Origin of the sequence: Bartonella sp. AR 15-3 (assembly GCF_002022445.1) — a bacterium.
Classification (GTDB): domain Bacteria; phylum Pseudomonadota; class Alphaproteobacteria; order Rhizobiales; family Rhizobiaceae; genus Bartonella.
The window spans coordinates 1,451,658-1,476,977 of the sequence record NZ_MUYE01000001.1; the positions used below are offsets into that span (position 1 = coordinate 1,451,658).

Genomic DNA, 25,320 nt, shown 5'->3' on the forward strand with positions numbered 1-25,320 from the left:
CATCCTCAAAAACTGGTTATTTATAAATCAAGAACAAGACGTTCCGGATCTTCTAAACTTTCTTTAACACGCACAAGGAAAGTAACAGCTTCTTGTCCATCTACAATACGGTGATCATAAGAAAGCGCTAAATACATCATTGGACGAATTACAATTTGTCCTCCAACCACCATCGCACGTTCTTTAATCGCATGCATTCCCAAAATACCGGATTGTGGTGCATTCAAAATCGGTGTCGACATCAACGACCCATAAACACCACCATTAGTAATAGTGAATGTTCCACCCAACATATCCGCGACCGCCAATTTTCCATCGCGAGCAAGACGCCCTAAACGACCAATTTCTTTTTCAATTTCTGCAATTGACATTTGATCTGCATTGCGAACAACCGGAACCACAAGCCCTTTATCTGTTCCAACAGCAATCCCAGCGTTAACATAGTTTTTATAAACAATATCTGTTCCATCAATTTCCGCATTAACAGCAGGAAGTTCTTTTAACGCATGGCAAACAGCTTTGGTAAAAAAGCCCATAAAGCCAAGCTTAACACCATGTTTTTTTTCAAAAAGATCTTTGTAACGTTTACGCAAATCCATCACAGTAGACATGTCAACTTCATTAAATGTGGTTAACATTGCTGCTGTATTTTGCGCATCTTTAAGACGGCGTGCAATTGTCTGACGCAATTTTGTCATACGAACACGCTCTTCATTCACTGCATCCATAGATGCAACAGAAGAAACAGAAGCTGATGTTTCTTTCCCTTGTGCTAAAACATCAAGAACATCTCCCTTGAGAATCTGTCCATGCTTCCCAGAACCTGCAAGATCACTTTTCTCTATGTTATTTTCAGCCATTAATTTTGCTGCTGAAGGTGTAGGAGGCATTGTTCCTCCTAAAGAGAAGGCTGATACAGACGCTGCCATAGGAGCAAATGTTGGTGTAGATGTTACAGAAGATGACAATGCAGGTGATGCAGAAACAGCAGGTGATGCAGAAACACCATCAGCTCCTGCTTCAACCATCCCTAAGAGAGCATTCACTTCAACCGTATCACCTTCTTTTGCAATGATTTCAGATAACTTTCCAGCAACAGGAGAAGGAACCTCAACAGTTACCTTATCAGTTTCTAATTCGACCAAAGGCTCATCCATAGCCACCGCTTCACCAATTTTCTTAAACCATTTGCCAATTGTTGCTTCAGTAACTGATTCGCCCAAAATAGGAACACGGATTTCAGTAGCCATAATATTTTTCCATACATCAGAGTAATAATAAATATAATAATAAATTAAGAACCTAACGCGTCTTCAAGAAACGCGGCAAGCTGTTCAAGATGTTTCGACATTAAACCAGTTGCAGGCGATGCACTTGCAGGACGCCCAGCATAACGTGCACGTGAATAACGTGCACGAATATGAGTTAGAACCCATTCTAAATAAGGCTCAATAAATGACCACGCACCCATATTTTTGGGTTCTTCTTGGCACCAAACAATTTCTGCCTTTAAAAAGCGCGACAACACATTTACCAAAGCTTTTGCTGGAAAAGGATAAAGCTGTTCAACACGTAACAAATAAACATTATCAATTCCTCTCTTCTCACGCTCTTCATAAAGATCATAATAAACTTTACCTGTACAAAGAACAACACGACGAATCTTATTGTCTTTTTGTAATTTAATCACAGAGTTCTTAAGGAATTCTGCATCATCAAATAATAAACGATGAAAATTTGTTTCAGGCCCCATTTCACTTAAAAAAGAAACCGCTCGTTTATGACGCAAAAGTGATTTTGGTGTCATTAAAATCAATGGTTTACGAAAATCACGTCTAATTTGGCGACGCAAAATATGAAAATAATTTGCAGGAGTCGTACAATTTGCAACCTGCATATTATCCTCTGCACAGAGTTGCAGAAAACGCTCTAAACGCGCTGAAGAGTGCTCTGGTCCTTGTCCTTCAAAACCATGAGGTAATAAACACACAAGACCAGACATACGAAGCCATTTACGCTCAGCAGATGAAATAAATTGATCAAAAACGACCTGTGCACCATTAGAAAAATCACCAAATTGTGCTTCCCAAAGTGTTAAACCACGTGGCTCAGCAAGTGAATATCCATATTCGAAACCAAGAACAGCTTCTTCGGAAAGCATGGAATTTACGATTTCACAAATAGCTTGCCCTTGTTGTAAATTATTTAAAGGAATATAACGGTCTTCATTTTCTTGATCATAAAGAACCGCGTGACGTTGTGAAAAAGTTCCACGTTCAACATCTTCACCAGAAAGGCGAACAGGTGACCCTTCTAAACACAAAGAACCAAAAGCTAAAGCTTCAGCTGTTGCCCAATCAAAGCCCTCACCAGTTTCAAACATTTGAATACGATTATTTAAAAAACGCTGAATCGTTTTATGTATATGAAACCCTGATGGAATCTCGACAAGTTTTCGTCCAATTTCCTTTAAAGTTTTTAATTCAACACCTGTTGTTCCACAACGTTGTTCATCACTATTACTGGCAGCTTTAAAACCCGTCCAGCTCCCGTCAAGCCAATCAGCCTTATTAGGTTTATAAGAAGCACTGGCTTCAAATTCACTTTCAAGCTTATCACGCCACACTTTTTTCTTTTGTTCAACTTCTTGAGAATCAATAACTCCTTCAGCTATTAGCTGACTACTATAAAGTTGAACTGTTGTTTTATGATTACGAATCGCTTTATACATAAGCGGCTGTGTAAAAGAAGGTTCATCGCCTTCATTGTGTCCATAACGACGATAACAGAATATATCAATAACCACTGGTTTATGGAAGATTTGACGAAATTCTGTTGCTACTTTTGCTACAAACACAACAGCTTCAGGATCGTCTCCATTTACATGGAAAATTGGTGCATCGATCATTTTCGCAACATCTGATGGATAAGGCGACGAACGTGAAAAGCGTGGATCAGTTGTAAATCCGATTTGATTATTGATAATCACATGAATTGAGCCAGCAACACGGTAACCTCTCAAATCTGAAAGACCAAACATTTCTTGAATAACGCCTTGTCCTGAAAAAGCCGCATCACCGTGAATAAGAAGCGGCAAAACTTTTGAACGTTCACTTAATGGTATAACTTCTGTACGCTCAGAACCAACAAGTTGATCTTGCTTAGCACGTGTTTTTCCAATCACAACTGGATCAACAATCTCAAGGTGAGATGGATTAGGTAAAAGTGACAAATGAACCTTTTTACCATCAAATTCACGATCAGCAGAAGTCCCCAAATGATATTTTACATCACCTGATCCTTCCACATCATCAGGTTTATAAGAACCACCCTTAAACTCATGAAAAATAGCACGATGCGGTTTTTCAAGAACTTGAGCAAGAACATTTAAACGACCACGATGAGCCATCCCCAAAACTATTTCTTGTACCCCTAAAGCACCACTACGTTTAATAATCTGTTCAAGAGCTGGGATAAGTACTTCACTCCCATCAAGACCAAAACGTTTTGTCCCTTTATATTTTGTATCCAAAAATTGTTCGAAACCCTCCGCTTCTATAAGCTTGTTAAGGATAACTTTTTTATCCTTTTGTGTGAAAGCAATTTGTTTATCTGTTCCCTCAATACGCTCCTGAATCCATGCTTTTTGAGCAGGATCTGAAATATGCATATATTCTACACCAATCGTCGAACAATACGTACGATTAAGAATTTCAAGCATCTGTGGAATGGTTGCGTACTCTAATCCCAAAACATTATCAATAAAGATCGGACGTTCGTAATCAGCAGGACTAAAACCATAAGCTTCTGGAGATAATTCTTCATAGTTTTTTGAATTTTCAGCCAGTTGAAGCGGATCAAGCTGCGCATGAAGATGTCCTCGAATTCGGAAAGCACGAACCATCATAAGTGCATGAACAGAATCACGTGTTGCTTGAATAATATCTTCTTTGCGAAACGTCTTTCCATTTTGTACAGCATTAACGGCTGCTTTTTCTTTTAATTTATCCCCCAAATGCTTCTCGAGTGCAGACCAATCGTTATCTAAAGCAGAAACCAGCTCCCCACTTTCTTTTAATGGCCAATGATCCCGTTGCCAGGTTGCTCCTTCAGCATTTTTAAACACATCTTCTTTACTATCTTGAAAAGTTTCAAAAAAATCATGCCATTGTCGATCAAAATTGGTAGGATTTTTTTTGTATTCAGCATAAAGTTGATCTATATAATCCGCATTTCCACCATATAAAAATGATGTTTGTGTAAAAAGATCATTCTTCTCATCCTGCCTTGCCATATATATTTCCGGAACAGCTGTTCCGTCTCCTCAATATACCCGCTTTTCTTTTTAAAATAAGAACCGGAAAATTGTAAAAAGTTTTTATTTTTTTCTATATTATCTGAATGGATATCACCCATTCAGATAAAATTTTCCTTTAACCCTTCAACACTGCAACTAAAGTCTTGCCTATTTGTGACGGTGAAGGAGAAACCCGAATTTCTGCTGCTTCCATTGCAGCAATTTTATCTTCTGCACCACCTTTACCACCAGAAATCACTGCGCCAGCATGTCCCATTGTTCGTCCTGGAGGAGCTGTCCGACCAGCAATAAAGCCAACTATTGGTTTTTTGCGGCCTTTTTTTGCCTCATCCTTTAAAAATTGTGCCGCTTCTTCTTCAGCAGAACCACCAATTTCACCAATCATAACAATAGATTGGGTTTCCTCATCAGCTAAAAACATTTCCAACACATCAATAAATTCAGTCCCCTTAACAGGATCCCCCCAATACCAATAGCTGTCGTCTGTCCAAGTCCTTCATGACTCGTTTGAAAAACCGCCTCATACGTTAGAGTTCCTGACCTCGATACAACTCCAACAGAACCTTTTCTGAAAATAGAACCTGGCATAATACCAATTTTACATTCATCAGGAGTGAGTATACCTGGACAATTAGGACCAATTAGACGTGATTTTGATTGCTCTAATTTAGCTTTAACCTTAACCATATCCATAACCGGTATACCTTCTGTAATACAGACAATTAAACCGATTTCAGCTTCAATAGCTTCTATAATAGCATCAGCAGCCCCCCAGGAGGAACATAAATAACAGAAGCATCAGCTCCAGTCTTTTCTTTACCTTCCATAACACTAGCAAAAATAGGAAGAGTTTCACCTTTTAATCCCTTCCATGTCTCTCCCCCTTTTTTGGGATTAATGCCACCAACCATTTGCGTACCATGGTAAGCAAGCGCTTGTTCTGTATGAAATGTCCCCGTTTTCCCCGTAAGTCCTTGAACAAGAACTTTTGTATCCTTATTAATAAGAATTGACATGGTTTAAGCTCCCTTCACTGCTGCAACAATTTTTTGTGCAGCATCATCTAAGTCATCAGCAGAAATAACATTCAAACCACTTTCACTGATAATTGCTTTACCTTGTTCAACATTAGTCCCTTCAAGGCGAACAACTAAAGGAACTTTTAAACCAACTTCCTTAACAGCGGCAATCACACCTTCAGCGATAACATCGCAACGCATAATCCCACCAAAAATATTGACCAAAATGCCTTTGACATTCGGATCAGCCGTAATAATTTTAAAAGCAGCAGTTACTTTTTCTTTTGAAGCACCACCACCAACATCAAGAAAATTTGCTGGTTCAGCCCCATAGAGTTTGATGATATCCATTGTTGCCATAGCAAGACCAGCACCATTCACCATACAACCAATCGTCCCATCAAGAGCAACATAAGCAAGATCATGCTTTGATGCTTCAATTTCCTTTGGATCTTCTTCTGAAAGATCGCGTAACTCCAAAATATCTGGATGACGAAATAAAGCATTATTGTCGAAAGAAACTTTCGCATCAAGAACACGTAAACGGCCATTATCCATTACAATAAGGGGATTGATTTCAAGAAGGCTCATATCTTTTTCACAAAAAGCCCTATAGAGTATTGGAAACAGCTTTTCGCCATCTTCACGTGCACTATCGCATAATTTTAATGAGTCACAAAGTTTCGTGCAATCAGTAGGAGTAACACCTTTTGTAGGATCAATAGGAAGAGTAAATATTTTTTCCGGTGTCTCTTCAGCAACCGTTTCAATATCCATGCCTCCCTCTGTCGACACAACGAAAGAAACTTGCCCAACTGTACGGTCAACTAAAAGTGAAAGATACAGTTCCCGTTCAATATTAGCTCCATCTTCAATATAAAGACGATTAACCTGCTTACCTTCTGGACCTGTTTGCTTAGTTATCAAAGTTTTACCAAGCATTTCTTTTACATTAGTAATAACTTCTTCAACTGATTTTGCAAGCCGAACACCACCTTTTGAATTAGGACCAAGTTCTTTAAACTTCCCCTTCCCACGACCTCCAGCATGAATTTGACTTTTAACCACATAAAGTGGTCCTGGTAATTTTTTCACCCATTTTTCAGCTTGTTCTACAGAATAAATAGCAACACCATTCGCTATTGGTGCACCATATTCATAAAGCAGACGTTTGGCCTGATACTCATGGATATTCATTTATTTGTCCTTTTCTTCTATACAAGACTAAATTGATCCTAAAAACATTTAAGACACTTTACCTAGCAAAACTCTTTTGTGTCATCCGAGATTAGGTGCGATAGCAACACATGTTTTACAAAGCTCGTGCACTGCATTTACTGATTTTTCAAAAGCAGCTTTTTCATCGTCATTAAAATCAATTTCAATAACCCGTTCAACACCACCAGCACCAATAACGACAGGAACACCAACATACGTATCCCTAACTCCATATTCACCTGAAAGGTAAGCAGCAACAGGAACAACACGCTTAGTGTCTTTTAAATAAGCCTCAGCCATCACAACAGCGGAAGAAGCCGGCGCATAAAAAGCAGAACCTGTTTTTAGCAAATTCACAACTTCTGCCCCTCCATTCCTTGTACGTTGAATAATTTGATCAAGCTTTTCCTGTGTCGTCCAGCCCATTTTCACAAGATCGGGTAAAGAAATACCAGCAACAGTGGAATAACGAATCAGAGGGACCATCGAATCACCATGACCTCCCAAAACAAATGCTGTCACATCTTTAACAGAAACTTTAAATTCTTCAGATAAGAAATAACGAAAACGTGCTGAATCAAGAATACCAGCCATACCAATAACTTTTTGTGTTGGAAGACCAGAAAACTTCTGTAATGCCCACACCATTACATCAAGAGGATTGGTAACACAGATCACAAACGCTGAAGGCGCATATTTCTTAATTCCCGTACCAACTTGTTCCATAACCTTTAAATTAGTAGCCAAAAGATCATCACGACTCATACCAGGTTTACGTGCAACACCTGCTGTTACAATAACAACATCAGCATCTACAATAGCTTCATAAGTACTGGTCCCTGTTAAATTTACATCAAAATTTTCAATTGGTGATGATTCCGCAATATCCAAAGCTTTACCCTGCGGCATTCCCTCTGCGACATCAAATAAAACAACGTCTCCAAGCTCCTTGAGTCCTATTAAATGCGCTAAAGTACCACCAATCATACCTGAGCCAACTAAAGCTATTTTCTTTCGTGCCATTGTATTTCCTTTTATTAAACGCAAGATCCCCTGCGCTAACAGATTAAATATTTTCCCTTAAATCTAATCCTTTTTTATAAGACCACTTAAGAATAAACTTAGAAATAAGATAATCAAAATTAATCAAACTCCTTTTAAACTGCTAGAAATTGATTCCTAAATATTAAAGTTAGTGATTGATTATAATAATATCGATAAAATGAATCAAAAAAAAATACAACAGAATTATTACAACATTTTTAAATTCAATGGGTTATTATTTTAGCAGTTTACGTAAAGGTAAAGTAAAGATTCATTTATTGTTTTAAAAATTGTTCTGCCCAACTATTGAGATAACTCTGGCTTTGCATTTCAAAAAGGCGCGATTGCGTTCTTTGAAACTCAAATGTTTCTGTTGTTTGTGCCTGCCCTTTGTATAACTGCTCAAGTTCTGCTTCCGCCGACATAAAGAGTCTTATATGGCGTTCATAAAGAACATCAATAAGCAAAATAAATCGTTTAGTTTCATTGCGATGTGCATCATCCATAACAGGAACATGATCAATAAAAATCGTATGGTAATGCTCTCCTAACGTTAAATAATCTACTGCTGCTAAAGGCTTTGCGCAAAGATCTTGATAATCAAAGCGTGCACATCCTGCACCAAAACGTGGAATATGAATAGAACGTCCCTTTACAGGTAGATCACCAGACATTTCTTTTTGTCCTTGTAAAACTAATATCCATGCTTGATCCATATTTTCATCTGCAGCTTTCCCCAATGGGGTTGTATACACATGTTGTGGATTTAATTTTTCAAGACGATAATCCGTCCTTGCGTCAAGATTAATAACACGAACATGTTTTTTCAAAATTTGAATGAAAGGTATAAAAAGCTCTCGATTCAAACCATTGTAATAAAGATTATCAGGAGCAACATTTGACGTAGCAACAAAAATAACTCTTTGCTTGAATAAAGCAGTAACAAGACGACCTAGAACCATCGCATCTGCAATATCTGTTACCGTGAATTCATCAAAACAAAACACACGTGCTTCTCGTGCAAGATTTTCTGCAACCACTAAAATAGGATCACTTTGCTCGGATTTTGCATGTTTAAACGTTTGCCGATGTGCATTAATACGCTCATGCACATCAGCCATAAAATCATTAAAATGAGCGCGTTTTTTATTCTCTTCTGGCAAACAAGAGAAAAACAAATCCATAAGCATGGTTTTGCCTCGCCCGACCTCACCATAAATGTACAATCCCTGGACAAAATCATCAGTACCACATTGTTTTGAGGCATGAGAATGCGTTTGTTTTTTGAAAAAACGCCAGAACATCCAAGGTCGAGAAATCTTTTGTGTTGAAATTTCTTGTAATAAACAATCAAAATGTTTTGTTAAATTCCGTTGAGCTGTATCAAAACTAATTTCTCCTTTGGAAACAAGTTCTTCATAACGCTCTGAAACTAAAACCATCCAAACATCCTTTTTTCAAATCATTCTCAACAAATACAAATTTCATAGACATAAATACTCCCTTTTGCATCATTCTGTGATTAAATGATGCAAATTTGTGCACATATATCTCCCTTTTTATAAAGAAATTAACGATCTAAAACAACGGGTTGGTTATCGAACGTATGTCCTTCGAAATAATCTCTCCCAAAGGAATAAAAAACTGCAGCAACACTTCCAGATCGATCATAAAAATATAATTTTTTTCCCTTAACAGCCCATGAGTTGACTTTAGCAAATATTCTTGGACAATTTAAAGGACCAGCACGATACCCTAAACCAAACTTTGTTTGTGGGGTTGCTATTCGGCAAGACTCACCACCAATAGAGAGATTCCATACACCAGCAATATTTGCAGGGAACAAATCAATCGCATTGTTTGGTACTTCAAAGCGAGTTAACTGTGCATCATTTTGAGTATATTCTTTTTCATCACTTGAGGAAGTTAACACTTCAGACTTTAATATATCAGATGCTTCAGGTTCTAATAATTGCTGAACAGGATAAAAAACTTCCGCTATGTTATTTCCATCACTTTTACCAAACCTTGACGTTGAACAACCACTTAAGATCGTTATAATGGACAATGCAACGAAAAATGAAATTTTTGAAAATGTCATATTTTTACTCTTTCTCATGACAATGACAAACTCACTCAAAAAATAAGTGAGCATATTTTATATAAATATGCCATTTTACAAGGATAAATTAATAAATAAGAAAAACCTAATAAAAAATATGTGATCACAACGAAAATTATTCATCTTTAATAACATATTCACTCCCACTCATTTTATTTCTGTCAATACTGGTAATTTTGAAAATTTTCAGTCATTATATTTTCTGCTAGACTTACTATTGCACAAAAAATAGAGAAATCTTATGGAAACACCATTCAGCAAAATGAACGGTCTTGGAAACAAAATTATTGTTGCTGATATGCGTGAAAGCACACATAATATTACATTGCAAGCAATTCTTACTTTAGCTAAAAATCCACAAACTCATTTTGATCAAATCATGACGATTCATCCGTCAACCAAAAGTGAAATTGATTTTCGCATTGAAATCTGGAATGCTGATGGTTCAAAAGCAAAAGCTTGTGGTAATGGTACGCGTTGCGTTGTCGAATGGCTTACAAATCATAATCTTGGTGAAAGTTTTCAACTAGAAACACCTGTTGGTATTGTTAAAGGAAAACGTCAAACCAATGGTCTGATCTCTGTTAACATGGGGTGCCCAAATTTTGATGCAAAAAACATGCCTATTGCTCATGAAATAGCTGATACCAATCACGTAGAAATAACAGCTGGACCTTTAAAAGATGCTTCTCTTATTTCTATTGGAAATCTTCATGCTATTTTTTTTGTTGAGAACAACATTCAGCATATTCCTTTAGAAAAATACGGACCCAAACTCGAACATGATCCACTTTTTCCAGAACGGTGTAATATTTCTATTGCCTTTGTAACATCACGAAACAGTTTAATTTTACGAACATGGGAACGTGGAGTAGGTTTAACAAAAGCATGTGGCAGTGCAGCCTGCGCTAGTGCAGTAGCGGCCTATCGCCGCGGGTTAACAGAACGCCGTATTGATATTAATTCACCGGGAGGAAATCTTTCTATTTTTTATCAAGAAAATAATCATATCATTATGACAGGCCCAGTAGAACATGAATTTAGCGGTCTTTTAAATCCTTTAACGGGAGACTACAAAAAGGATGCTTTTAAATGACAATAGAAATTATGACTTTTGGTTGTCGCCTCAATAGTTATGAATCGGAGATCATACGCAAAGAAAGTACTTCCGCTGGCCTTGATAAACTTAAAGATGACACCATTATTTTCAATACTTGCGCAGTTACCGCTGAAGCTGTACGACAAGCGAAACAAGCAATTCGAAAAGCGAGACGTGAAAATCCTCATGCCCGCATTATTGTTACGGGATGTGCAGCACAAACAGAAGCAAAAAATTTTGCTCTTATGAAAGAAGTCGACCTGATTTTAGGCAATGAAGAAAAACTTCACGCCGATTCCTATCGTCAGCTTCCTGATTTCGGTATTAATCATGATGAGAAACTCCGCGTCAATAATATTATGGAAGTCCATAAAATTGCTCCACATATGATTAATGCATTAGAAGGACGTACACGTGCCTTTGTCCAAGTGCAAAATGGATGTGATCATCGTTGTACATTTTGCGTAATCCCTTATGGCCGCGGACCATCACGTTCTGTCCCCATGGGGATCATTATTGAACAAATTAAAAAGCTCGTAGACAATGGTATTCAAGAGATTATTTTAACAGGAGTTGATCTAACAAGTTATGGCCCCGATTTACCTGGAAAAACTACTTTAGGAAAACTGGTCTCAACTATTTTGCACCATGTTCCTGATTTACCAAGATTGCGTCTTTCATCCATTGATTCCATTGAAGTGGATCAAGAATTGATTAATCTTTTAACTTATGAAAAAAGAATAATGCCACATTTGCATTTATCCTTACAAGCAGGCGATAATATGATTTTAAAGAGAATGAAACGACGACATTTGCGGGAAAATGCTATCGAGTTTTGCCAAAGCTTACGTGCTAAACGCCCCACAATAGTATATGGTGCTGATTTAATTGCTGGTTTCCCTACCGAAACAGAAGAAATGTTTCAAAATAGTCTTAATTTAATTAACGAATGTGGTTTGACGCATCTCCATGTATTCCCTTTCAGCCCAAGGAAGGGAACACCAGCTGCGCGTATGCCACAAATTAACCATAAAACAATCAAAATTCGCGCAGAAAAATTACGTAAAGAGGGAGAAAAAGCATACAAAAAACATCTCATGCATCTAAAAAATAGTCAACAAACAATTCTTGTTGAAAAAGACGAAATTGGACGAACAGAGGATTATACACTTACACAAATAAAAGGTGCTAAAGCTGGAACAATTGTTAAAGCTCTCATTATTGGTCACGATGGAAATAAATTAATTGCCGCACTTCCTGAATCGAATGCAGCCTAAGCGGGAAAGTCTTCATGACAAAGTCTTTTATCAAAAAAATATTCTCCTTTAATACATCTAAAGAAAAAGAAATTAAAAAAAGGCAGATTCTTACCCCTCACGAAATCGATGAGGAAAAACAAAATGAATATAAAAATGAAAACACAAAAAGCAAAGTTTCTTCCATAGATGTAAAAAAAGAAAAACAAGAGCAAAAGAAAATAGAAGAGATCACACTCACTAAAAATTTTCCTTCTGAGGAATCTTCTCGTAAAGTGATCGTTTCTGATACGATTATAGAAAAAAAAATTGAAACGTCTTTATCTATCCCAACTGTTGAACAAAAAAAAGCAGTGTGGTTTGAACGCCTTAAAAAAGGATTATCTCTCTCTTCACAGCAATTAAGTGATTCAATTGGTACACTTTTTGTCAAGAAAAAACTCGATGAAAACACACTACAAGAATTAGAAGATATCCTCATTCAAGCAGACCTTGGTATAGAAACAACCACACGTATTATTGATATCTTAGCTACTAGTCGTTATGAAAAAAATTTTTCTTCAAAAGATATTTATACTATTGTAACTGACGAAATCAAAAAAGTACTCGAACCAGTTGCATTTCCATTAGAAATAGATCTTAATCATAAACCCCATGTGATTTTATTAGTCGGCGTAAATGGAACTGGAAAAACCACAACCATAGGAAAATTAGCTGCTAAACTAACTGCAGGAGGTCTAAAAGTTATGCTTGTTGCTGGAGACACATTTCGCGCTGCAGCTATTGAACAATTACATATTTGGGGTGAACGCACAAAAGCTCCTGTTATTTCAGGTAAACTTGGTGCAGATGCTGCAAGCTTAGCCTTCGATGCTTATGGAAAAGCTAAAAAAGAAAATAGTGACGTTTTAATTATTGACACAGCAGGACGTTTGCAGAATAAAATTGAATTAATGGATGAATTGGCAAAAATTATTCGTGTTTTAGGGAAACATAATCCTCAAGCACCTCATACAGTTCTTCAAACACTTGACGCAACCACGGGGCAAAATGCACTTAATCAGGTGAATGTTTTCCGTGATATTGCTGGTGTGAATGGTTTAGTTATGACAAAACTTGATGGTAGTGCCCGTGGGGGAATTCTTGTTGCTATTGCATCTAAACATAAACTACCTGTTCATTTTATTGGTATAGGCGAAAATGTTGAGGATCTTGAGCCTTTTTCTGCCTCTGATTTTGCCGAGGCTATTATAGGAAAATATGCATGAAAACTTCTCTTTTAAAACCGAATTCACCTAATGACTCTAATTTTAAAAAAAATGATAACACTCAAAAAAAAACCTCTCTGCCAATTCTTAAATTTCTTCTGGAAATGGGACCACTAGTTGTTTTTTTCCTTGCTAACTATAAAGGTGAGTGGTTGATAAATAATATTGAGCTTTTTAAAAACTTTGATAAACCGATTTTCCCTGCAACAGCTCTTTTTATGATAGCAATCACTTTTGCCTTAAGCTTATCATGGTTTCTTGCGCGTGTAATTCCTATAATTCCACTTATTTCAGGAATATTCATCCTTGTTTTTGGTTTTCTAACTCTTTGGCTTCACGATGATACTTTTATTAAGATGAAGCCTACGATCATTAATGGCTTATTTTCTTTTATTTTATTGGGTGGCTTATTTTTTAAAAAACCGCTTTTGCGTTATGTCTTTGATTCCGGTCTAAAAATTGATAATTATGGATGGAATAAACTTACCTATCGTTGGGCATATTTTTTTATTTTTCTTGCTGTTTTGAATGAACTCATTTGGCGTAATTTTAGTGATAATTTTTGGACCAACTTTAAAGTATTTGGTGTTATGCCTATAACATTTCTATTTATGCTTACACAAATGCCTCTTATCATAAAACATTCAAAAAATTTAACAAAAGAAGATTAACAATCCTATTTTTACATCGCGAATTCATCACAATGAATTGCGTCATAAGTTTAACATATACTGTAGAGAAGATAGATGTTAATTGAACAATTTATCTGTCGAAAAGATAATTTCGGTATTCTCATTCATGACGAAAAAAGCGGTTACACAGCTGCGATTGACGCGCCTGAAAGCAATGCAATTCACGACATGTTAAAGCAGCGTAACTGGACACTTCAATTTATTTTTGTCACTCATCATCATCATGATCATATAGAAGCACTGGCAGAATTAAAACAAGTCTATAATGCTATGATTATTGGACCAGAAGCAGAAAGAAAAAAAATTACCCCTCTTGATTATGCACTACAACCTGACGAAAATTTTTGTTTTGGGACATACACTCTTACGGCTCTTTCAACACCTGGACATACATTAGGAGCATTATCCTATTATTTTTCTCAGGCCAATTTACTCTTTACTGGAGATACACTTTTTTCGCTTGGTTGTGGGCGTCTTTTTGAAGGAACACCTTCACAAATGTTAACATCCTTAAAAAAACTCCGTCAACTTCCTGATGAAACAATTCTTTATTGCGGACATGAATACACTCAAATAAATGCTCTTTTCGCATTGACTATTGATCCCCAAAATAGAAAACTTCATCAAAGAGTAGAAGAGGTTTTTTCGTTACGTGCACAAAATGCTATGACTTTACCAACAACTTTAGGAAAAGAAAAAGAAACGAATCCATTTCTTCGTTGGGATGCTTCTATTTTACGAAAAAATCTTGCAATGGAAAAAGCAACAGATGAAGAAGTTTTTGCTGAAATCCGTAGAAGAAAAGATAATTTTTAGCTATATTCATGATAATTATCCTCTCTTTCTTAAAGAACAATCTGAAATTCAGTTTTAAATACATCTAATTGGATTTATTATCTTTAGATTAGCTTTGCAAGCGTCGACAAATATCATCTAATTGCTCTAATGAAGAATAATGAATCTTTAAATCACCACCTTTTTTACCATGACGAATGATGACTTTCATTCCGATCACATCGGTAAGTAATTTTTCTAAGGATTGTGTTTCTATATCTTTTTTAAATGGAATTTGTTTTTTTATCTTAGAATTTCCGTACTCTTGTACAAGTATTTCTGTTTGACGCACAGAGAGTCCTTCACGAATAACCTTTTCAGCTAATTCTTGTGGATTTTCAACTGTAATAAGGCAGCGTGCATGGCCAGTCGAAATTTGACCGCTTATTAAAAATTGTTGCACTTTTTGTGGCAGCTTTAACAAGCGAAGGGTGTTTGTAACGTGACTACGACTTTTTCCAATAATTTCAGCTAAATCTGCTTGAGTATATCCATGTTCATTTAATAAAAGCTCATATCCCATTCCTTCTTCAATAGGATTAAGGTCAGTCCGTTGAACATTTTCAATAATTGCTAATTCCAAAGCAGTTTTATCATCTACATCGCGAATAATAACCGGTAATTGATTTAAATTAGCTTGTTGTGCAGCCCGCCATCTTCGTTCACCAGCAATTAATTGAAATTGATTAGGGTGAGTACGTGAAGGTCTAACAATAATGGGTTGAACAATCCCATGCTGGCGAATTGATTGCACTAAATCATCAAGTTCCGCATCGGTAAACTGACGTCTTGGATTATTTGGATTACGAGAAATAAATTCAATAGGAACAAACCTTTCAGAAGCGATAGGAGCAACACTTGGTTTTGACGTGAATTTGTCAAAACTTGCTGAATATGCAGGATTGCCGTTTAAGTTGATATCCCCAATCAATGCCGCTAACCCACGTCCTAGTCTTTTTTTTGATTGATCATCACTCATAATTTTTCTCTTTAACTTTTTACAATTATTTTTTACACTTTCTAAGCTGCAACTTGTCCTTGTTTTTCACGTTGAATAACTTCCGATGCTAACCGCAAATAGGCTTGGCTACCAGCACATTTGAGATCATAAAGTAATACTGGTTTGCCAAAAGAAGGAGCTTCAGATACACGTACATTACGTGGAATAACAGTACGATAAACTTTTTCTCCCATAAAAGAGCGAACATCTTCAACAACTTGATTTGAAAGATTATTCCGTCCATCATACATTGTTAAAACAATACCCTGAATTTCTAAAGATGTATTTAAAACAGACCGTACTTGTTTTACAGTTTCAAGTAATTGGCTTAAACCTTCAAGAGCTAAAAATTCACATTGCATTGGCACTAGAACAGAATTTGCAGCTCCCATAGCATTTAATGTCAAAAGATTAAGAGAAGGAGGACAATCAATTAAAATATAGTTAAATTTTGTGGTTATTTTGTCGTCATGACAAAGAGCCTTACGCAATCGTTGAATACGATCTTGTGAAGAAGCAATTTCCATTTCAATGCCTAATAAATCAAGTGTAGACGGGACAATATGCAGATTAGGCACAGCTGTATTCAAAGCAGCATCTGCAACTGAAACTCCAGAAACTAAAACATCATAAGATGATAAAGGACGACTATTACGATCTATTCCCAAAGCTGTACTTGCATTTCCTTGTGGATCAATATCCATAATAAGAATGTTTTTACCAACAGCAGCCAAAGCTGTTGCAAGATTAACTGTTGTTGTTGTTTTTCCTACCCCACCTTTTTGGTTTGCAATAGCGATAATTCGTGTTTCGCTCATTTTGCTTTACCCTTTTTACATGATCGAACATGAGAAATTTCTAAGATAACAGAATTTTCATCAATTTTACTTTCATGTTTTAGCAGATCAAAGTGCCAATTGGCAGTAGCATTTTTTATTTCTTTAACGTAATCCCTACCTTTTTGCAAAAGAGCAATTGTTTTTTGTGTTAACCAAGGTGACATAAAGTGTAAAAGAGTGTCTAATGAAGCTAAACCTCTTGCTGTTAAGATATCCGGTTTTTTTATTTTTTCATATACATCTTCGATTCTACAATGATGAACTGTTGCTGGAAGGTTAAGTTGTGCAATAACATTTCGTAAAAAAGCTGCTTTTTTTCCATTACTTTCAACTAAATCAATATGTCCACCTTTTTTCTCCTTGAGAAAAATAGCAATAACAATAGCAGGAAAACCTCCTCCTGATCCAAGATCACACCAATGTAAAAATTGACTTTTTAAAGGATAAATTTGTGCAGAATCTAAAATATGACGTGTCCATAAAATTGGTATTGTTGTAGCAGAGATCAAATTAATATGTATATTCCATTGAATTACTAAAGTTTCAAATTCTATTAAATGTTTTATCGTTTCACGTGAAACGGAGGGTATTATTTTTAAAGTATCTTGATATTTTTGTTCTGAAGAAATAATCATTAAGCTAATTTCGCTTTTTCACGTCGTTGGCGTTGAATATATGTAAGGATTAATGATAATGCTGCTGGTGTCATACCATCAATTTTCTGTGCATCAGCAATTGACCGCGGTGATATTTGTTGAATTTTTGCTTTTAACTCATTCGAAAGACCAGAAATTTCTTGAAAATTAAGAGAAGAAGGTATTTCTAAACGCTCATCTCGTTGAAGAGCTATAATATCTTGTGTTTGTCTTTCTAAATAGACCGCATACTGAGCTTCAATTTCCAAAGCTTCAGCTGTTTTAGCGTCAATTGAACGTAATTGTGGCCAAAAATGTGCAAGACGAGCTACACTCATATGAGGACGTGCTAAAAGATCATAAGCAGAACGTCTAATTCCATCATGATTTATTTGCAAGCCATGAATAGATGCTTCGTTAGGTGTTAAAAAAAGTTTTTGACACATTAAACGTGCTTGATCAAGAAGCTGTTGTTTTTGTTGATAACGAATCCAACGAATCTGGCTAACAATTCCCCATTTTTGGGCTAAAGGTGTTAAACGAGTATCCGCATTATCAGCTCGAAGTGATAAACGAAATTCAGCCCGTGATGTAAACATTCGATAAGGTTCACAAATCCCTCGTGAAACTAAATCATCTATCATAACACCTATATAAGCTGTAGAACGACTTAAAATAATTTCTTCCAAACCACCAACCTGACGAGCCGCATTTAAGCCAGCTAAAAGACCTTGAGCAGCTGCTTCTTCATAGCCTGTTGTACCATTAATTTGTCCGGCTAAAAATAAACCTGGCAAAGATTTTAATTCTAAAGTTTTGGAAAGTTGTCTAGGATCAACAAAGTCATATTCAATTGCATAGCCAGGTTGTAAAATTTCGACATTTTCTAGTCCTTCAATTGTTCTCAAAAAAGAGAATTGTATTTCTTCAGGAAGAGATGTGGAGATACCATTGGGATAAATCGTATCATTATCTAATCCTTCTGGCTCCAGAAAAATTTGATGTCCATCACGATCACCAAATTTGATAATTTTATCTTCAATCGAAGGACAATATCGTGGTCCTAATCCTTCAATAGCTCCAGAATATAATGCTGATTTATGAATATTCTCACGAATGATTTGATGCGTTTTTTCATTTGTTCGTGTTATTGCACATTCAATTTGAGGCTGCTCAATTTTCTCTGTTAATAAAGAAAACGGAATAGGTTCTTCATCAGCCTGTTGTTTAGGAAGTTTATTCCAAGAAATTGTTTTTTTGCTAAGACGAGCAGGTGTTCCTGTTTTTAATCGTCTAAGATGCACACCATAATTTTCCAGATGTTCAGCGAGTTGTATGCTTGCTCTCTCCCCCATGCGACCAGCAGGCCATATTTTATTACCAATATGGATAAGTCCACGTAAAAACGTGCCCGTTGTTAAAACAACTGCATTCGAAAGAATCTTTCCCTTTTTTTTTAAAAAGACACCTGATATATGATCATCTTTAACAATTAAATCAATAACTTCATCTTCAATAAGAATTAAATTATCTTGTTTCTGTAATAGTTGTTGAATTTTATTTTTATACAATTCTCTATCAGCTTGTGTACGTGGACCTCTCACTGCTGGTCCTTTTCGTCTATTAAGAAGCCTAAACTGAATTCCGGCAGCATCTGCAGCTTGCCCCATCAAACCATCTAAAGCATCTATTTCACGAACTAAATGTCCTTTTCCAAGTCCACCAATAGCTGGATTACATGACATCGTTCCAAGTGTTGATACTTGATATGTAACAAGTGCTGTCCTTGCTCCAACACGTGCTGAAGCTGAAGCTGCTTCACAACCAGCGTGTCCACCTCCTATAACAATGACATCATATGATTGCATTTAATTCATTCCATAAAGAATTGATTTTAAATCTCATATAAAAGAGAATGTATAAAATACATAATATTATATTATAAATCTGTCTATCAATAATTACAGAAAAATTAAAATGTTTCACGTGAATCATTATTTACCGACACAAAATCGCGAAAAAATAGTGTCAAGTAAATCTTCAATATCAATATCACCTGTAATTCGTCCAAGCGCATGACTTGCTCGACGGAGGTGTTCTGCGCGTAAACTTAAATCAAGAGAAAAAGAATTCAATGATGCATTAATTTCCTCAACAACCTCCTTCAATAATTGAAGTTGCCTTTTTCTTGCTGGAATAACATTTCCAATTTCAGTATTACGACGCAAACAAAATAATTCAATTTCTTTTATAAAATAATCAAAATTTAAGCCATTTAATGTCGAAAATTGTATTGGCCAGCGTGTTTTATCGCCTTCACAAAGATCGATTTTATTACCTACATGCCAAATCTCAGCTGAAGTCTTTGGTAAAAGAACTTCTTGAGGATTATTCATATCATAAACAAAAATAACTAAGTCAGCTTCTATAATGTTTTTTTTTGTAGTTTCTATTCCCAATAATTCTATCTTATTTTCTGTCTCTCTTAACCCAGCAGTATCGGTAAAAAAAACAGGCAAACCACCAAGTATCAATCTAACTTCTAAAGCATCACGTGTTGTTCCTTCTTCTTCTGATACAATAGCAATAGATCTTCCAGAAAGACGATTGATAATACTTGATTTTCCACAATTTGGAGCACCTACGATAGCAATTCTAATTCCATCATTTAAAATACTTGCACGCTCTCCTGCAGAAATATGTTCATATAGTGAATCTCGCAGTTTCTCTATATCTTGCCAAACCTTACCAGACACAGAATTAGGAATATCACTTTCATCAGAAAAGTCGAGCTCTGCTTCTATTAAAGCACGCGCTGTTATGAGTCTTTGGCGCCAATCACGATAAAGTTTTGTTAAAGTACCATTTGTTCCTATAATAGCTAAACGTCTTTGACTTTCCGTTTCTGCTTGAATTAAATCAGCAAGACTTTCTGCTTGAATTAAATCTAATTTACCTTCAACAAATGCTCGACGTGAAAATTCTCCCGCTTCTGCAAGACGACAGTTTTCAAAAGTAATTAATTCATCAAAAAAACGATTAACGACAGCTTTGCTTCCATGTAAATGAAATTCTGCACAGTCTTCTCCTGTAAAACTATGAGGTGCAGGAAAAAAAACTGTTAAAGCAGAATCTAAGAAACTTCCATCACGAGCAATAAGATCTCCATAATGCATCAATCGCGCTTTAGGCAAACAACCACAAAGTGTCTTAACAATATTCCTAACCTGAGGACCAGAAAGTCGAACAATTGCAACTCCTGAAGGCAACAACCCACTTGAGATAGCAAAGATTGTATCCACAGATTTAATCCTAATTCAAAACAAAAAAATTACGTATTCATTGAATCAAAAAATTCACTATTATTTTTTGTTTGTTTTAATTTATCTATTAAGAATTCAATAGCATCTGTTACACTCATAGGTGCTAATATACGACGAAGAACAAAAATCTTATGTAAATCTTGACGAGCTACTAAAAGTTCTTCTTTACGTGTCCCTGATTTTAGAATATCCATAGCTGGAAAAGTACGTTTATCAGCAACTTTACGATCAAGAACTATTTCTGAATTACCAGTTCCTTTAAACTCTTCAAATATAACTTCATCCATACGGCTTCCCGTATCTATTAAAGCTGTTGCTATAATAGTTAGAGATCCACCTTCTTCAATATTACGAGCTGCACCAAAAAAACGCTTAGGACGTTGTAAAGCATTCGCATCCACACCACCTGTTAAAACCTTTCCTGATGAAGGAACAACAGTATTATACGCACGTCCAAGACGTGTAATTGAATCAAGAAGAATAACGACATCACGTCCGTATTCAACTAATCTCTTAGCTTTTTCAATAACCATTTCGGCTACTTGTACGTGACGTATTGCTGGTTCATCAAAAGTAGAAGAAATAACTTCTCCTTTTACAGAACGTTGCATATCAGTAACTTCTTCTGGCCGCTCATCTATTAACAAAACAATAAGATAACATTCAGGATGATTTGTTGTAATAGAATGAGCAATATTTTGCAATAAAACTGTTTTTCCTGTTCGCGGTGGTGCAACAATCAAACCTCTTTGCCCTTTTCCTAAAGGAGATATCAAATCAATTACTCGCGATGACATATCTTTATCTGTAGGGTTTTGCACTTCCATCTGGAAACGTTCATTTGAATAAAGAGGAGTAAGATTATCAAAATGAATTTTATAACGAATTTTTTCAGGATCTTCAAAATTAATTGTATTAACTTTAAGAAGGGCAAAATAACGCTCTCCTTCTTTTGGCCCTCGTATCGGACCTTCAACGGTATCTCCTGTCTTTAATGAAAAATTTTGTATCTGTGTTGGTGAAAGATAAATATCATCTGGTCCTGGAAGATAATTAGCATCAGCCGATCGAAGAAATCCAAATCCATCTTGTAAAACTTCAACAACACCTTCACCTATAATTTCTACCTTTTGTAAGGTAAGTTTTTTCAAAATAGCAAACATTAATTCTTGTTTGCGCATTAATGAAGCATTTTCAACTTCTAATGTTTCAGCAAAAGAAACAAGTTCAACTGGATTTTTACTTTTGAGTTCTTGTAATTTCATTTCTTGCATAAAATATGCTCTTTGATTAATGGGGGAACTGTTTCTAGAATTTAAAAAGGAAAAGAATATTCCTATAGATAAGGATATCATATACTCAACTTTTTTAAACTGCAAGCATTACTCAATCATAAATATTAAAGAAAAAACAGATTTGTTCTCTGAAAGAGTTTTTTCATAAGTTATTTTAGGTAATATATCCTTTAGCCCTTTATAATAAGATCCTATTTAAGCTCAAATGAACTTAATAGTTAGAGTATATATCATTCATACCTTAATAAAAGCATATTGATTAGACGCTGGAATATATAATAAATAAATTTAAAATTTAAAAAGATTCTTCTTATTAAAACCTGTGTTTAGTGTGAATTATTATTTACACTTTATTTATCCTCAATTTTATCAACAAGGAAAAAGAAAAAATAACAATAATAAATAAACTTTTAAGAGTATTATCTTTGTTTTTTTCCACAGGGTGAATTTATTTATTATTTTTTTTGAATTTGTGCATAATTATAATAATTTTTATAAAAAAATTTAGTTTTCTAAAATTTATAAAATTTTATACACATTTATTAACAAGGGATTAAATTTTCTGTGGGTGAAAAAAAATTTTTCCATTTGTATATGATTTCTGATGCAACAGGAGAGACATTAATTTCTGCTGGAAGAGCTGTAGCATCGCAATATAAGATAAGGCAGGCTATAGAACATGTTTATCCAATGATTCGCAGTAAAATGCAGTTGCAGCGAGTTATTAATGAGATAAGAAAAAAACCAGGGATTGTTCTTTACACTATTATAGATAAAGAAATTAAACAGTTGATTGATGAGACTTGCGCAAAAATATCTATCCCTTGTGTTGATATATTAGATCCTATTTTTAATGTTTTTCAATCTTATATTGGAATACCTAAAAATTTACGTGTAAGTGCACAACATGAACTTAATGCAGATTATTTTCGTCGTATTAAGGCTTTAGATTTTACAATAGAGCATGATGATGGGCAATCTCCTAATAGTTTATTAGATGCGGATGTAATTCTTATAGGTATTTCAAGGACTTCTAAAACACCAACAAGTATTTACTTAGCAAATCGTGGAGTTAAAACCGCTAATATTCCTCTTATTCAAGGAATTGATTTACCAAAAACCATTTTTGAAGCAAGTAATGCTTTAATTGTTGGTTTTATTGCTTCAGCTGAAAGAATTTCACATATTCGTGAAAATAGAGATTTAGGAGATGATTTTTTTATAGAGAGTTATACTGATCGTATTAGTATAGCGGAAGAGCTTATTTATACAAAACGTATTTGTGAACGTTTTTCTTGGCCTATTATTGATGTTACAAGGCGTTCCATTGAAGAGACAGCCGCGGCTGTTCTTGAACTTTTATCACAATTTCGCGAAGGAAAAAAAGAAAAAAATGATAAAAAAATCATTAATATTAGCATCTCTTAGTCCTTATCGCGCCCAGCTATTAAAAAAAGCCGGTTTAAAATTTTCTGTTGAAGGAGCTTCTTTTGACGAAAGAGAAATAGAAAAAATAGCAAAAATAGAGAAACCTGAAAAACTCAGTTGCTTTCTTGCAAATATGAAAGCAAAAAATGTTTCTGATCGTTTTCCTAACACATTAGTAATTGGTTGTGATCAAGTCTTTGATTTTGAAGGTAAAATTCTTCATAAAGTAAAAAACGATCAGGAAGCACATCAACGTTTACTTATTTTGTCAGGAAAAAAACATATTCTTCATAGTGCCATTTCTTTAGTTCGAAATGGTGAAGAAATTTGGACTGAGGTTTTTAGTGCTTACATGATGGTACGTTCTCTTTCACCCAAATTTATTGAAAGTTATTTAGCACGTGTAGGAATAGATGTTTTAAGAAGTACAGGAATCTATCAGATTGAAGGAGAAGGAATCCGCCTTTTTGAAAAAATTGAAGGAGATTTTTTTACTATTGTTGGTTTACCTTTACTACCTTTATTAATAAAATTACGTCATTTAGGAATTATTGATGACTGATTGGGTAATGAATTATAAAAAGGGAATGTATCTACGTGCTTTTATTATTGATTATTTAATTTATCATTTTAAATTCATAGTTTTGAGCTCAAGTAATACAATTTGATAAATGAATAGATTGCACAAAAGTAATTTGGGTAAAATTCAAAAATTCTCCCTATATCTATAAAAAGAAGAAACTTTCATGAACGTGATGTTACTTTATTATATTAAGCAGGATGCTTTCCATTTAGTAACTTATAAAGATCAGATAGCTGCCGTTGTTGGTGTTGTTAATACAATATGATTTTTAGGAAAAAGCTTTACACCACAAATTACGATACTTATGTTTTTTTGCTAATCTTGATGATTTTTTTCCTAAATGCGTTGGGGAAATAACTCTCGTTTTTATATGGGTGGTGATTGTAAGTGCTATTCTGTATACTTTTAAAAAACATAAAATTGAACAAATTCTTTACTTGGTAGTATAAAACAACATACAGAGGGGATGGTTAAATGTTCTGGGACGTCGATAGCTTATGCCAAGTATTTGTAAAAATGAAAAAAATGTGATTTTTATAAAACTGAGCCAATAATATTAGCAACAGGTATTCTTTATATTTCATTAATAATATCTTTTATAACAGGTAAATAAAAATGGTTGATGGATTTAGAATGCTTTTACACTAAGTTGTTCCTTATTTAAAACAGTCGTTTGGAATGAAATCTTTGATAACAAAGAAAGAGCGGAAAGCGATTGTAGAAAGCGTGTGTGAAGATAAATTATGAAAATTATAGGACTAACTGGATCAATAGCAATGGGAAAATCAACAGCGGCTGATTTTTTTAAACAAGCAGGTGTTCCTGTTTTCAGTGCAGATGAAGCTGTACACAAACTTTACAGCAGTGAACTAACGGTGTCTCTTATAGAACGCGCTTTTCCTGGTGTTACTGAAAACAATCTGGTTAATCGTATGAAACTTTCTGACATTTTAGTCAACAACAGTAAAAAATTAAAGATTTTAGAAAAAATAATTCATCCTTTGGTACAAAAAAAAGAAGAGGAGTTTATTAACATAGCACGTCAGCAGAAAAAAAAATTAGTTGTTCTTGATATTCCTCTTCTTTTTGAAACAAAGAGTGAAAATCGTGTTAATAGCATAGTCGTTGTATCTTCTCCACCAGAAATACAAAAGGCACGTGCGATGAACAGACCGAATATGAACGAAGAAAAATTTTCAATTATTAATACTAGACAAGTATCTGATAAACAAAAACGAAAATGTGCTGATTTTGTTATTAATACGGGGAAAGATTTGGAAGATACTCGTCAACAAGTTTTACAGGTGATAAAAAGCCTATTAAAAGATGCTTCTAAAGAGAGTTAAA

General features: G+C 35.0%; 20 protein-coding genes and 1 pseudogene. 8 read left to right on the plus strand and 13 right to left on the minus strand.

Annotation, left to right across the window (positions count from 1 at the left end; genetic code table 11):
• Positions 1-20: 20 nt before the first annotated feature.
• The 7 genes and pseudogenes from odhB to BAR153v2_RS06575 form a co-directional block, all read right to left on the minus strand.
• Positions 21-1,250, minus strand: a complete 1,230-nt coding sequence (gene odhB / locus BAR153v2_RS06545) for a 2-oxoglutarate dehydrogenase complex dihydrolipoyllysine-residue succinyltransferase (RefSeq protein ID WP_078680801.1) — start codon at positions 1,248-1,250, stop codon at positions 21-23.
• Positions 1,251-1,294: 44 nt separating this feature from the next.
• Complete coding sequence (locus BAR153v2_RS06550; RefSeq protein WP_078680802.1) at positions 1,295-4,294, minus strand: 2-oxoglutarate dehydrogenase E1 component; 3,000 nt, start codon at positions 4,292-4,294, stop codon at positions 1,295-1,297.
• A gap of 139 nt (positions 4,295-4,433) precedes the next feature.
• A pseudogene (gene sucD / locus BAR153v2_RS06555) lies at positions 4,434-5,334 on the minus strand (succinate--CoA ligase subunit alpha).
• A 3-nt stretch (positions 5,335-5,337) separates the two neighbouring features.
• Positions 5,338-6,534 carry an ADP-forming succinate--CoA ligase subunit beta gene (sucC, locus tag BAR153v2_RS06560; protein ID WP_078680803.1) on the minus strand — a complete coding sequence of 399 codons (1,197 nt, stop codon included), beginning with the start codon at positions 6,532-6,534 and terminating at the stop codon, positions 5,338-5,340.
• Between the two features lie 81 nt (positions 6,535-6,615).
• Positions 6,616-7,578: a malate dehydrogenase gene (gene mdh, locus BAR153v2_RS06565; protein ID WP_078680804.1), complete on the minus strand. Its 963-nt coding sequence runs from the start codon at positions 7,576-7,578 to the stop codon at positions 6,616-6,618.
• 296 nt (positions 7,579-7,874) lie between these two features.
• The gene (gene zapE / locus BAR153v2_RS06570; protein WP_078680805.1) at positions 7,875-9,041 is read right to left on the minus strand and encodes a cell division protein ZapE; all 1,167 of its coding nucleotides are present in this window, start codon (positions 9,039-9,041) and stop codon (positions 7,875-7,877) included.
• A 128-nt stretch (positions 9,042-9,169) separates the two neighbouring features.
• Positions 9,170-9,700, minus strand: coding sequence for an AprI/Inh family metalloprotease inhibitor (locus BAR153v2_RS06575; RefSeq protein WP_078680806.1), 531 nt, complete (start codon positions 9,698-9,700; stop codon positions 9,170-9,172).
• A 262-nt stretch (positions 9,701-9,962) separates the two neighbouring features.
• Between BAR153v2_RS06575 and dapF the strand changes: the two genes are divergently transcribed.
• The 5 genes from dapF to gloB all read left to right on the plus strand — a co-directional run bounded on the left by dapF (position 9,963) and on the right by gloB (position 14,852).
• Positions 9,963-10,817, plus strand: a complete 855-nt coding sequence (dapF, locus tag BAR153v2_RS06580) for a diaminopimelate epimerase (RefSeq protein ID WP_078680807.1) — start codon at positions 9,963-9,965, stop codon at positions 10,815-10,817.
• On the plus strand, positions 10,814-12,097 hold the full coding sequence (gene mtaB / locus BAR153v2_RS06585) for a tRNA (N(6)-L-threonylcarbamoyladenosine(37)-C(2))-methylthiotransferase MtaB (protein ID WP_078680808.1): 1,284 nt from the start codon (positions 10,814-10,816) through the stop codon (positions 12,095-12,097). Before dapF ends, mtaB begins: the two co-directional genes overlap by 4 nt.
• Before the next feature lie 14 nt (positions 12,098-12,111).
• A complete protein-coding gene (ftsY, locus tag BAR153v2_RS06590) occupies positions 12,112-13,344 on the plus strand; it encodes a signal recognition particle-docking protein FtsY (protein WP_078680809.1) in 1,233 nt (410 codons plus the stop codon).
• A complete protein-coding gene (locus tag BAR153v2_RS06595) occupies positions 13,341-14,015 on the plus strand; it encodes a septation protein A (RefSeq protein ID WP_078680810.1) in 675 nt (224 codons plus the stop codon). Before ftsY ends, BAR153v2_RS06595 begins: the two co-directional genes overlap by 4 nt.
• Positions 14,016-14,090: 75 nt before the next feature.
• A complete protein-coding gene (gloB, locus tag BAR153v2_RS06600) occupies positions 14,091-14,852 on the plus strand; it encodes a hydroxyacylglutathione hydrolase (protein ID WP_078680811.1) in 762 nt (253 codons plus the stop codon).
• Between the two features lie 88 nt (positions 14,853-14,940).
• On the opposite strand, the gene BAR153v2_RS06605 is transcribed toward gloB, so the two are convergent.
• From BAR153v2_RS06605 to rho, 6 genes are all read right to left on the minus strand, one after another.
• Positions 14,941-15,849, minus strand: a complete 909-nt coding sequence (locus BAR153v2_RS06605; RefSeq protein WP_078680812.1) for a ParB/RepB/Spo0J family partition protein — start codon at positions 15,847-15,849, stop codon at positions 14,941-14,943.
• Between the two features lie 41 nt (positions 15,850-15,890).
• On the minus strand, positions 15,891-16,688 hold the full coding sequence (locus tag BAR153v2_RS06610) for a ParA family protein (protein ID WP_078680813.1): 798 nt from the start codon (positions 16,686-16,688) through the stop codon (positions 15,891-15,893).
• Positions 16,685-17,344 carry a 16S rRNA (guanine(527)-N(7))-methyltransferase RsmG gene (gene rsmG / locus BAR153v2_RS06615; RefSeq protein ID WP_078680814.1) on the minus strand — a complete coding sequence of 220 codons (660 nt, stop codon included), beginning with the start codon at positions 17,342-17,344 and terminating at the stop codon, positions 16,685-16,687. The genes BAR153v2_RS06610 and rsmG overlap by 4 nt, the downstream gene beginning before the upstream one ends.
• Positions 17,344-19,212 carry a tRNA uridine-5-carboxymethylaminomethyl(34) synthesis enzyme MnmG gene (mnmG, locus tag BAR153v2_RS06620; protein ID WP_078680815.1) on the minus strand — a complete coding sequence of 623 codons (1,869 nt, stop codon included), beginning with the start codon at positions 19,210-19,212 and terminating at the stop codon, positions 17,344-17,346. Before mnmG ends, rsmG begins: the two co-directional genes overlap by 1 nt.
• A gap of 126 nt (positions 19,213-19,338) precedes the next feature.
• A complete protein-coding gene (mnmE, locus tag BAR153v2_RS06625; RefSeq protein WP_078680816.1) occupies positions 19,339-20,646 on the minus strand; it encodes a tRNA uridine-5-carboxymethylaminomethyl(34) synthesis GTPase MnmE in 1,308 nt (435 codons plus the stop codon).
• A 29-nt stretch (positions 20,647-20,675) separates the two neighbouring features.
• Positions 20,676-21,941 carry a transcription termination factor Rho gene (gene rho, locus BAR153v2_RS06630; protein ID WP_078680817.1) on the minus strand — a complete coding sequence of 422 codons (1,266 nt, stop codon included), beginning with the start codon at positions 21,939-21,941 and terminating at the stop codon, positions 20,676-20,678.
• A gap of 585 nt (positions 21,942-22,526) precedes the next feature.
• Between rho and BAR153v2_RS06635 the strand changes: the two genes are divergently transcribed.
• The 3 genes from BAR153v2_RS06635 to coaE all read left to right on the plus strand — a co-directional run bounded on the left by BAR153v2_RS06635 (position 22,527) and on the right by coaE (position 25,319).
• Positions 22,527-23,390 carry a pyruvate, water dikinase regulatory protein gene (locus BAR153v2_RS06635; RefSeq protein ID WP_078680818.1) on the plus strand — a complete coding sequence of 288 codons (864 nt, stop codon included), beginning with the start codon at positions 22,527-22,529 and terminating at the stop codon, positions 23,388-23,390.
• Entirely contained in the window at positions 23,356-23,952 is a 597-nt protein-coding gene (locus BAR153v2_RS06640) for a Maf family nucleotide pyrophosphatase (protein WP_078680819.1), read from the plus strand. The genes BAR153v2_RS06635 and BAR153v2_RS06640 overlap by 35 nt, the downstream gene beginning before the upstream one ends.
• A 764-nt stretch (positions 23,953-24,716) precedes the next feature.
• Positions 24,717-25,319: a dephospho-CoA kinase gene (coaE, locus tag BAR153v2_RS06645; RefSeq protein WP_078680820.1), complete on the plus strand. Its 603-nt coding sequence runs from the start codon at positions 24,717-24,719 to the stop codon at positions 25,317-25,319.
• Position 25,320: the final 1 nt, after the last annotated feature.

Excerpts from the sequence above, each read along its gene's own strand:
- BAR153v2_RS06575 (WP_078680806.1), bottom strand. The coding sequence starts at position 9,700 with ATGACATTTTCAAAAATTTCATTTTTCGTTGCATTGTCCATTATAACG.
- dapF (WP_078680807.1), top strand. The coding sequence starts at position 9,963 with ATGGAAACACCATTCAGCAAAATGAACGGTCTTGGAAACAAAATTATT.
- BAR153v2_RS06610 (WP_078680813.1), bottom strand. The coding sequence starts at position 16,688 with ATGAGCGAAACACGAATTATCGCTATTGCAAACCAAAAAGGTGGGGTA.
- zapE (WP_078680805.1), bottom strand. The coding sequence starts at position 9,041 with ATGGTTTTAGTTTCAGAGCGTTATGAAGAACTTGTTTCCAAAGGAGAA.
- ftsY (WP_078680809.1), top strand. The coding sequence starts at position 12,112 with ATGACAAAGTCTTTTATCAAAAAAATATTCTCCTTTAATACATCTAAA.
- BAR153v2_RS06605 (WP_078680812.1), bottom strand. The coding sequence starts at position 15,849 with ATGAGTGATGATCAATCAAAAAAAAGACTAGGACGTGGGTTAGCGGCA.
- BAR153v2_RS06640 (WP_078680819.1), top strand. The coding sequence starts at position 23,356 with ATGATAAAAAAATCATTAATATTAGCATCTCTTAGTCCTTATCGCGCC.
- odhB (WP_078680801.1), bottom strand. The coding sequence starts at position 1,250 with ATGGCTACTGAAATCCGTGTTCCTATTTTGGGCGAATCAGTTACTGAA.
- sucC (WP_078680803.1), bottom strand. The coding sequence starts at position 6,534 with ATGAATATCCATGAGTATCAGGCCAAACGTCTGCTTTATGAATATGGT.
- mnmG (WP_078680815.1), bottom strand. The coding sequence starts at position 19,212 with ATGCAATCATATGATGTCATTGTTATAGGAGGTGGACACGCTGGTTGT.
- mdh (WP_078680804.1), bottom strand. The coding sequence starts at position 7,578 with ATGGCACGAAAGAAAATAGCTTTAGTTGGCTCAGGTATGATTGGTGGT.
- BAR153v2_RS06550 (WP_078680802.1), bottom strand. The coding sequence starts at position 4,294 with ATGGCAAGGCAGGATGAGAAGAATGATCTTTTTACACAAACATCATTT.
- mtaB (WP_078680808.1), top strand. The coding sequence starts at position 10,814 with ATGACAATAGAAATTATGACTTTTGGTTGTCGCCTCAATAGTTATGAA.
- gloB (WP_078680811.1), top strand. The coding sequence starts at position 14,091 with ATGTTAATTGAACAATTTATCTGTCGAAAAGATAATTTCGGTATTCTC.
- rho (WP_078680817.1), bottom strand. The coding sequence starts at position 21,941 with ATGCAAGAAATGAAATTACAAGAACTCAAAAGTAAAAATCCAGTTGAA.
- rsmG (WP_078680814.1), bottom strand. The coding sequence starts at position 17,344 with ATGATTATTTCTTCAGAACAAAAATATCAAGATACTTTAAAAATAATA.
- BAR153v2_RS06595 (WP_078680810.1), top strand. The coding sequence starts at position 13,341 with ATGAAAACTTCTCTTTTAAAACCGAATTCACCTAATGACTCTAATTTT.
- coaE (WP_078680820.1), top strand. The coding sequence starts at position 24,717 with ATGAAAATTATAGGACTAACTGGATCAATAGCAATGGGAAAATCAACA.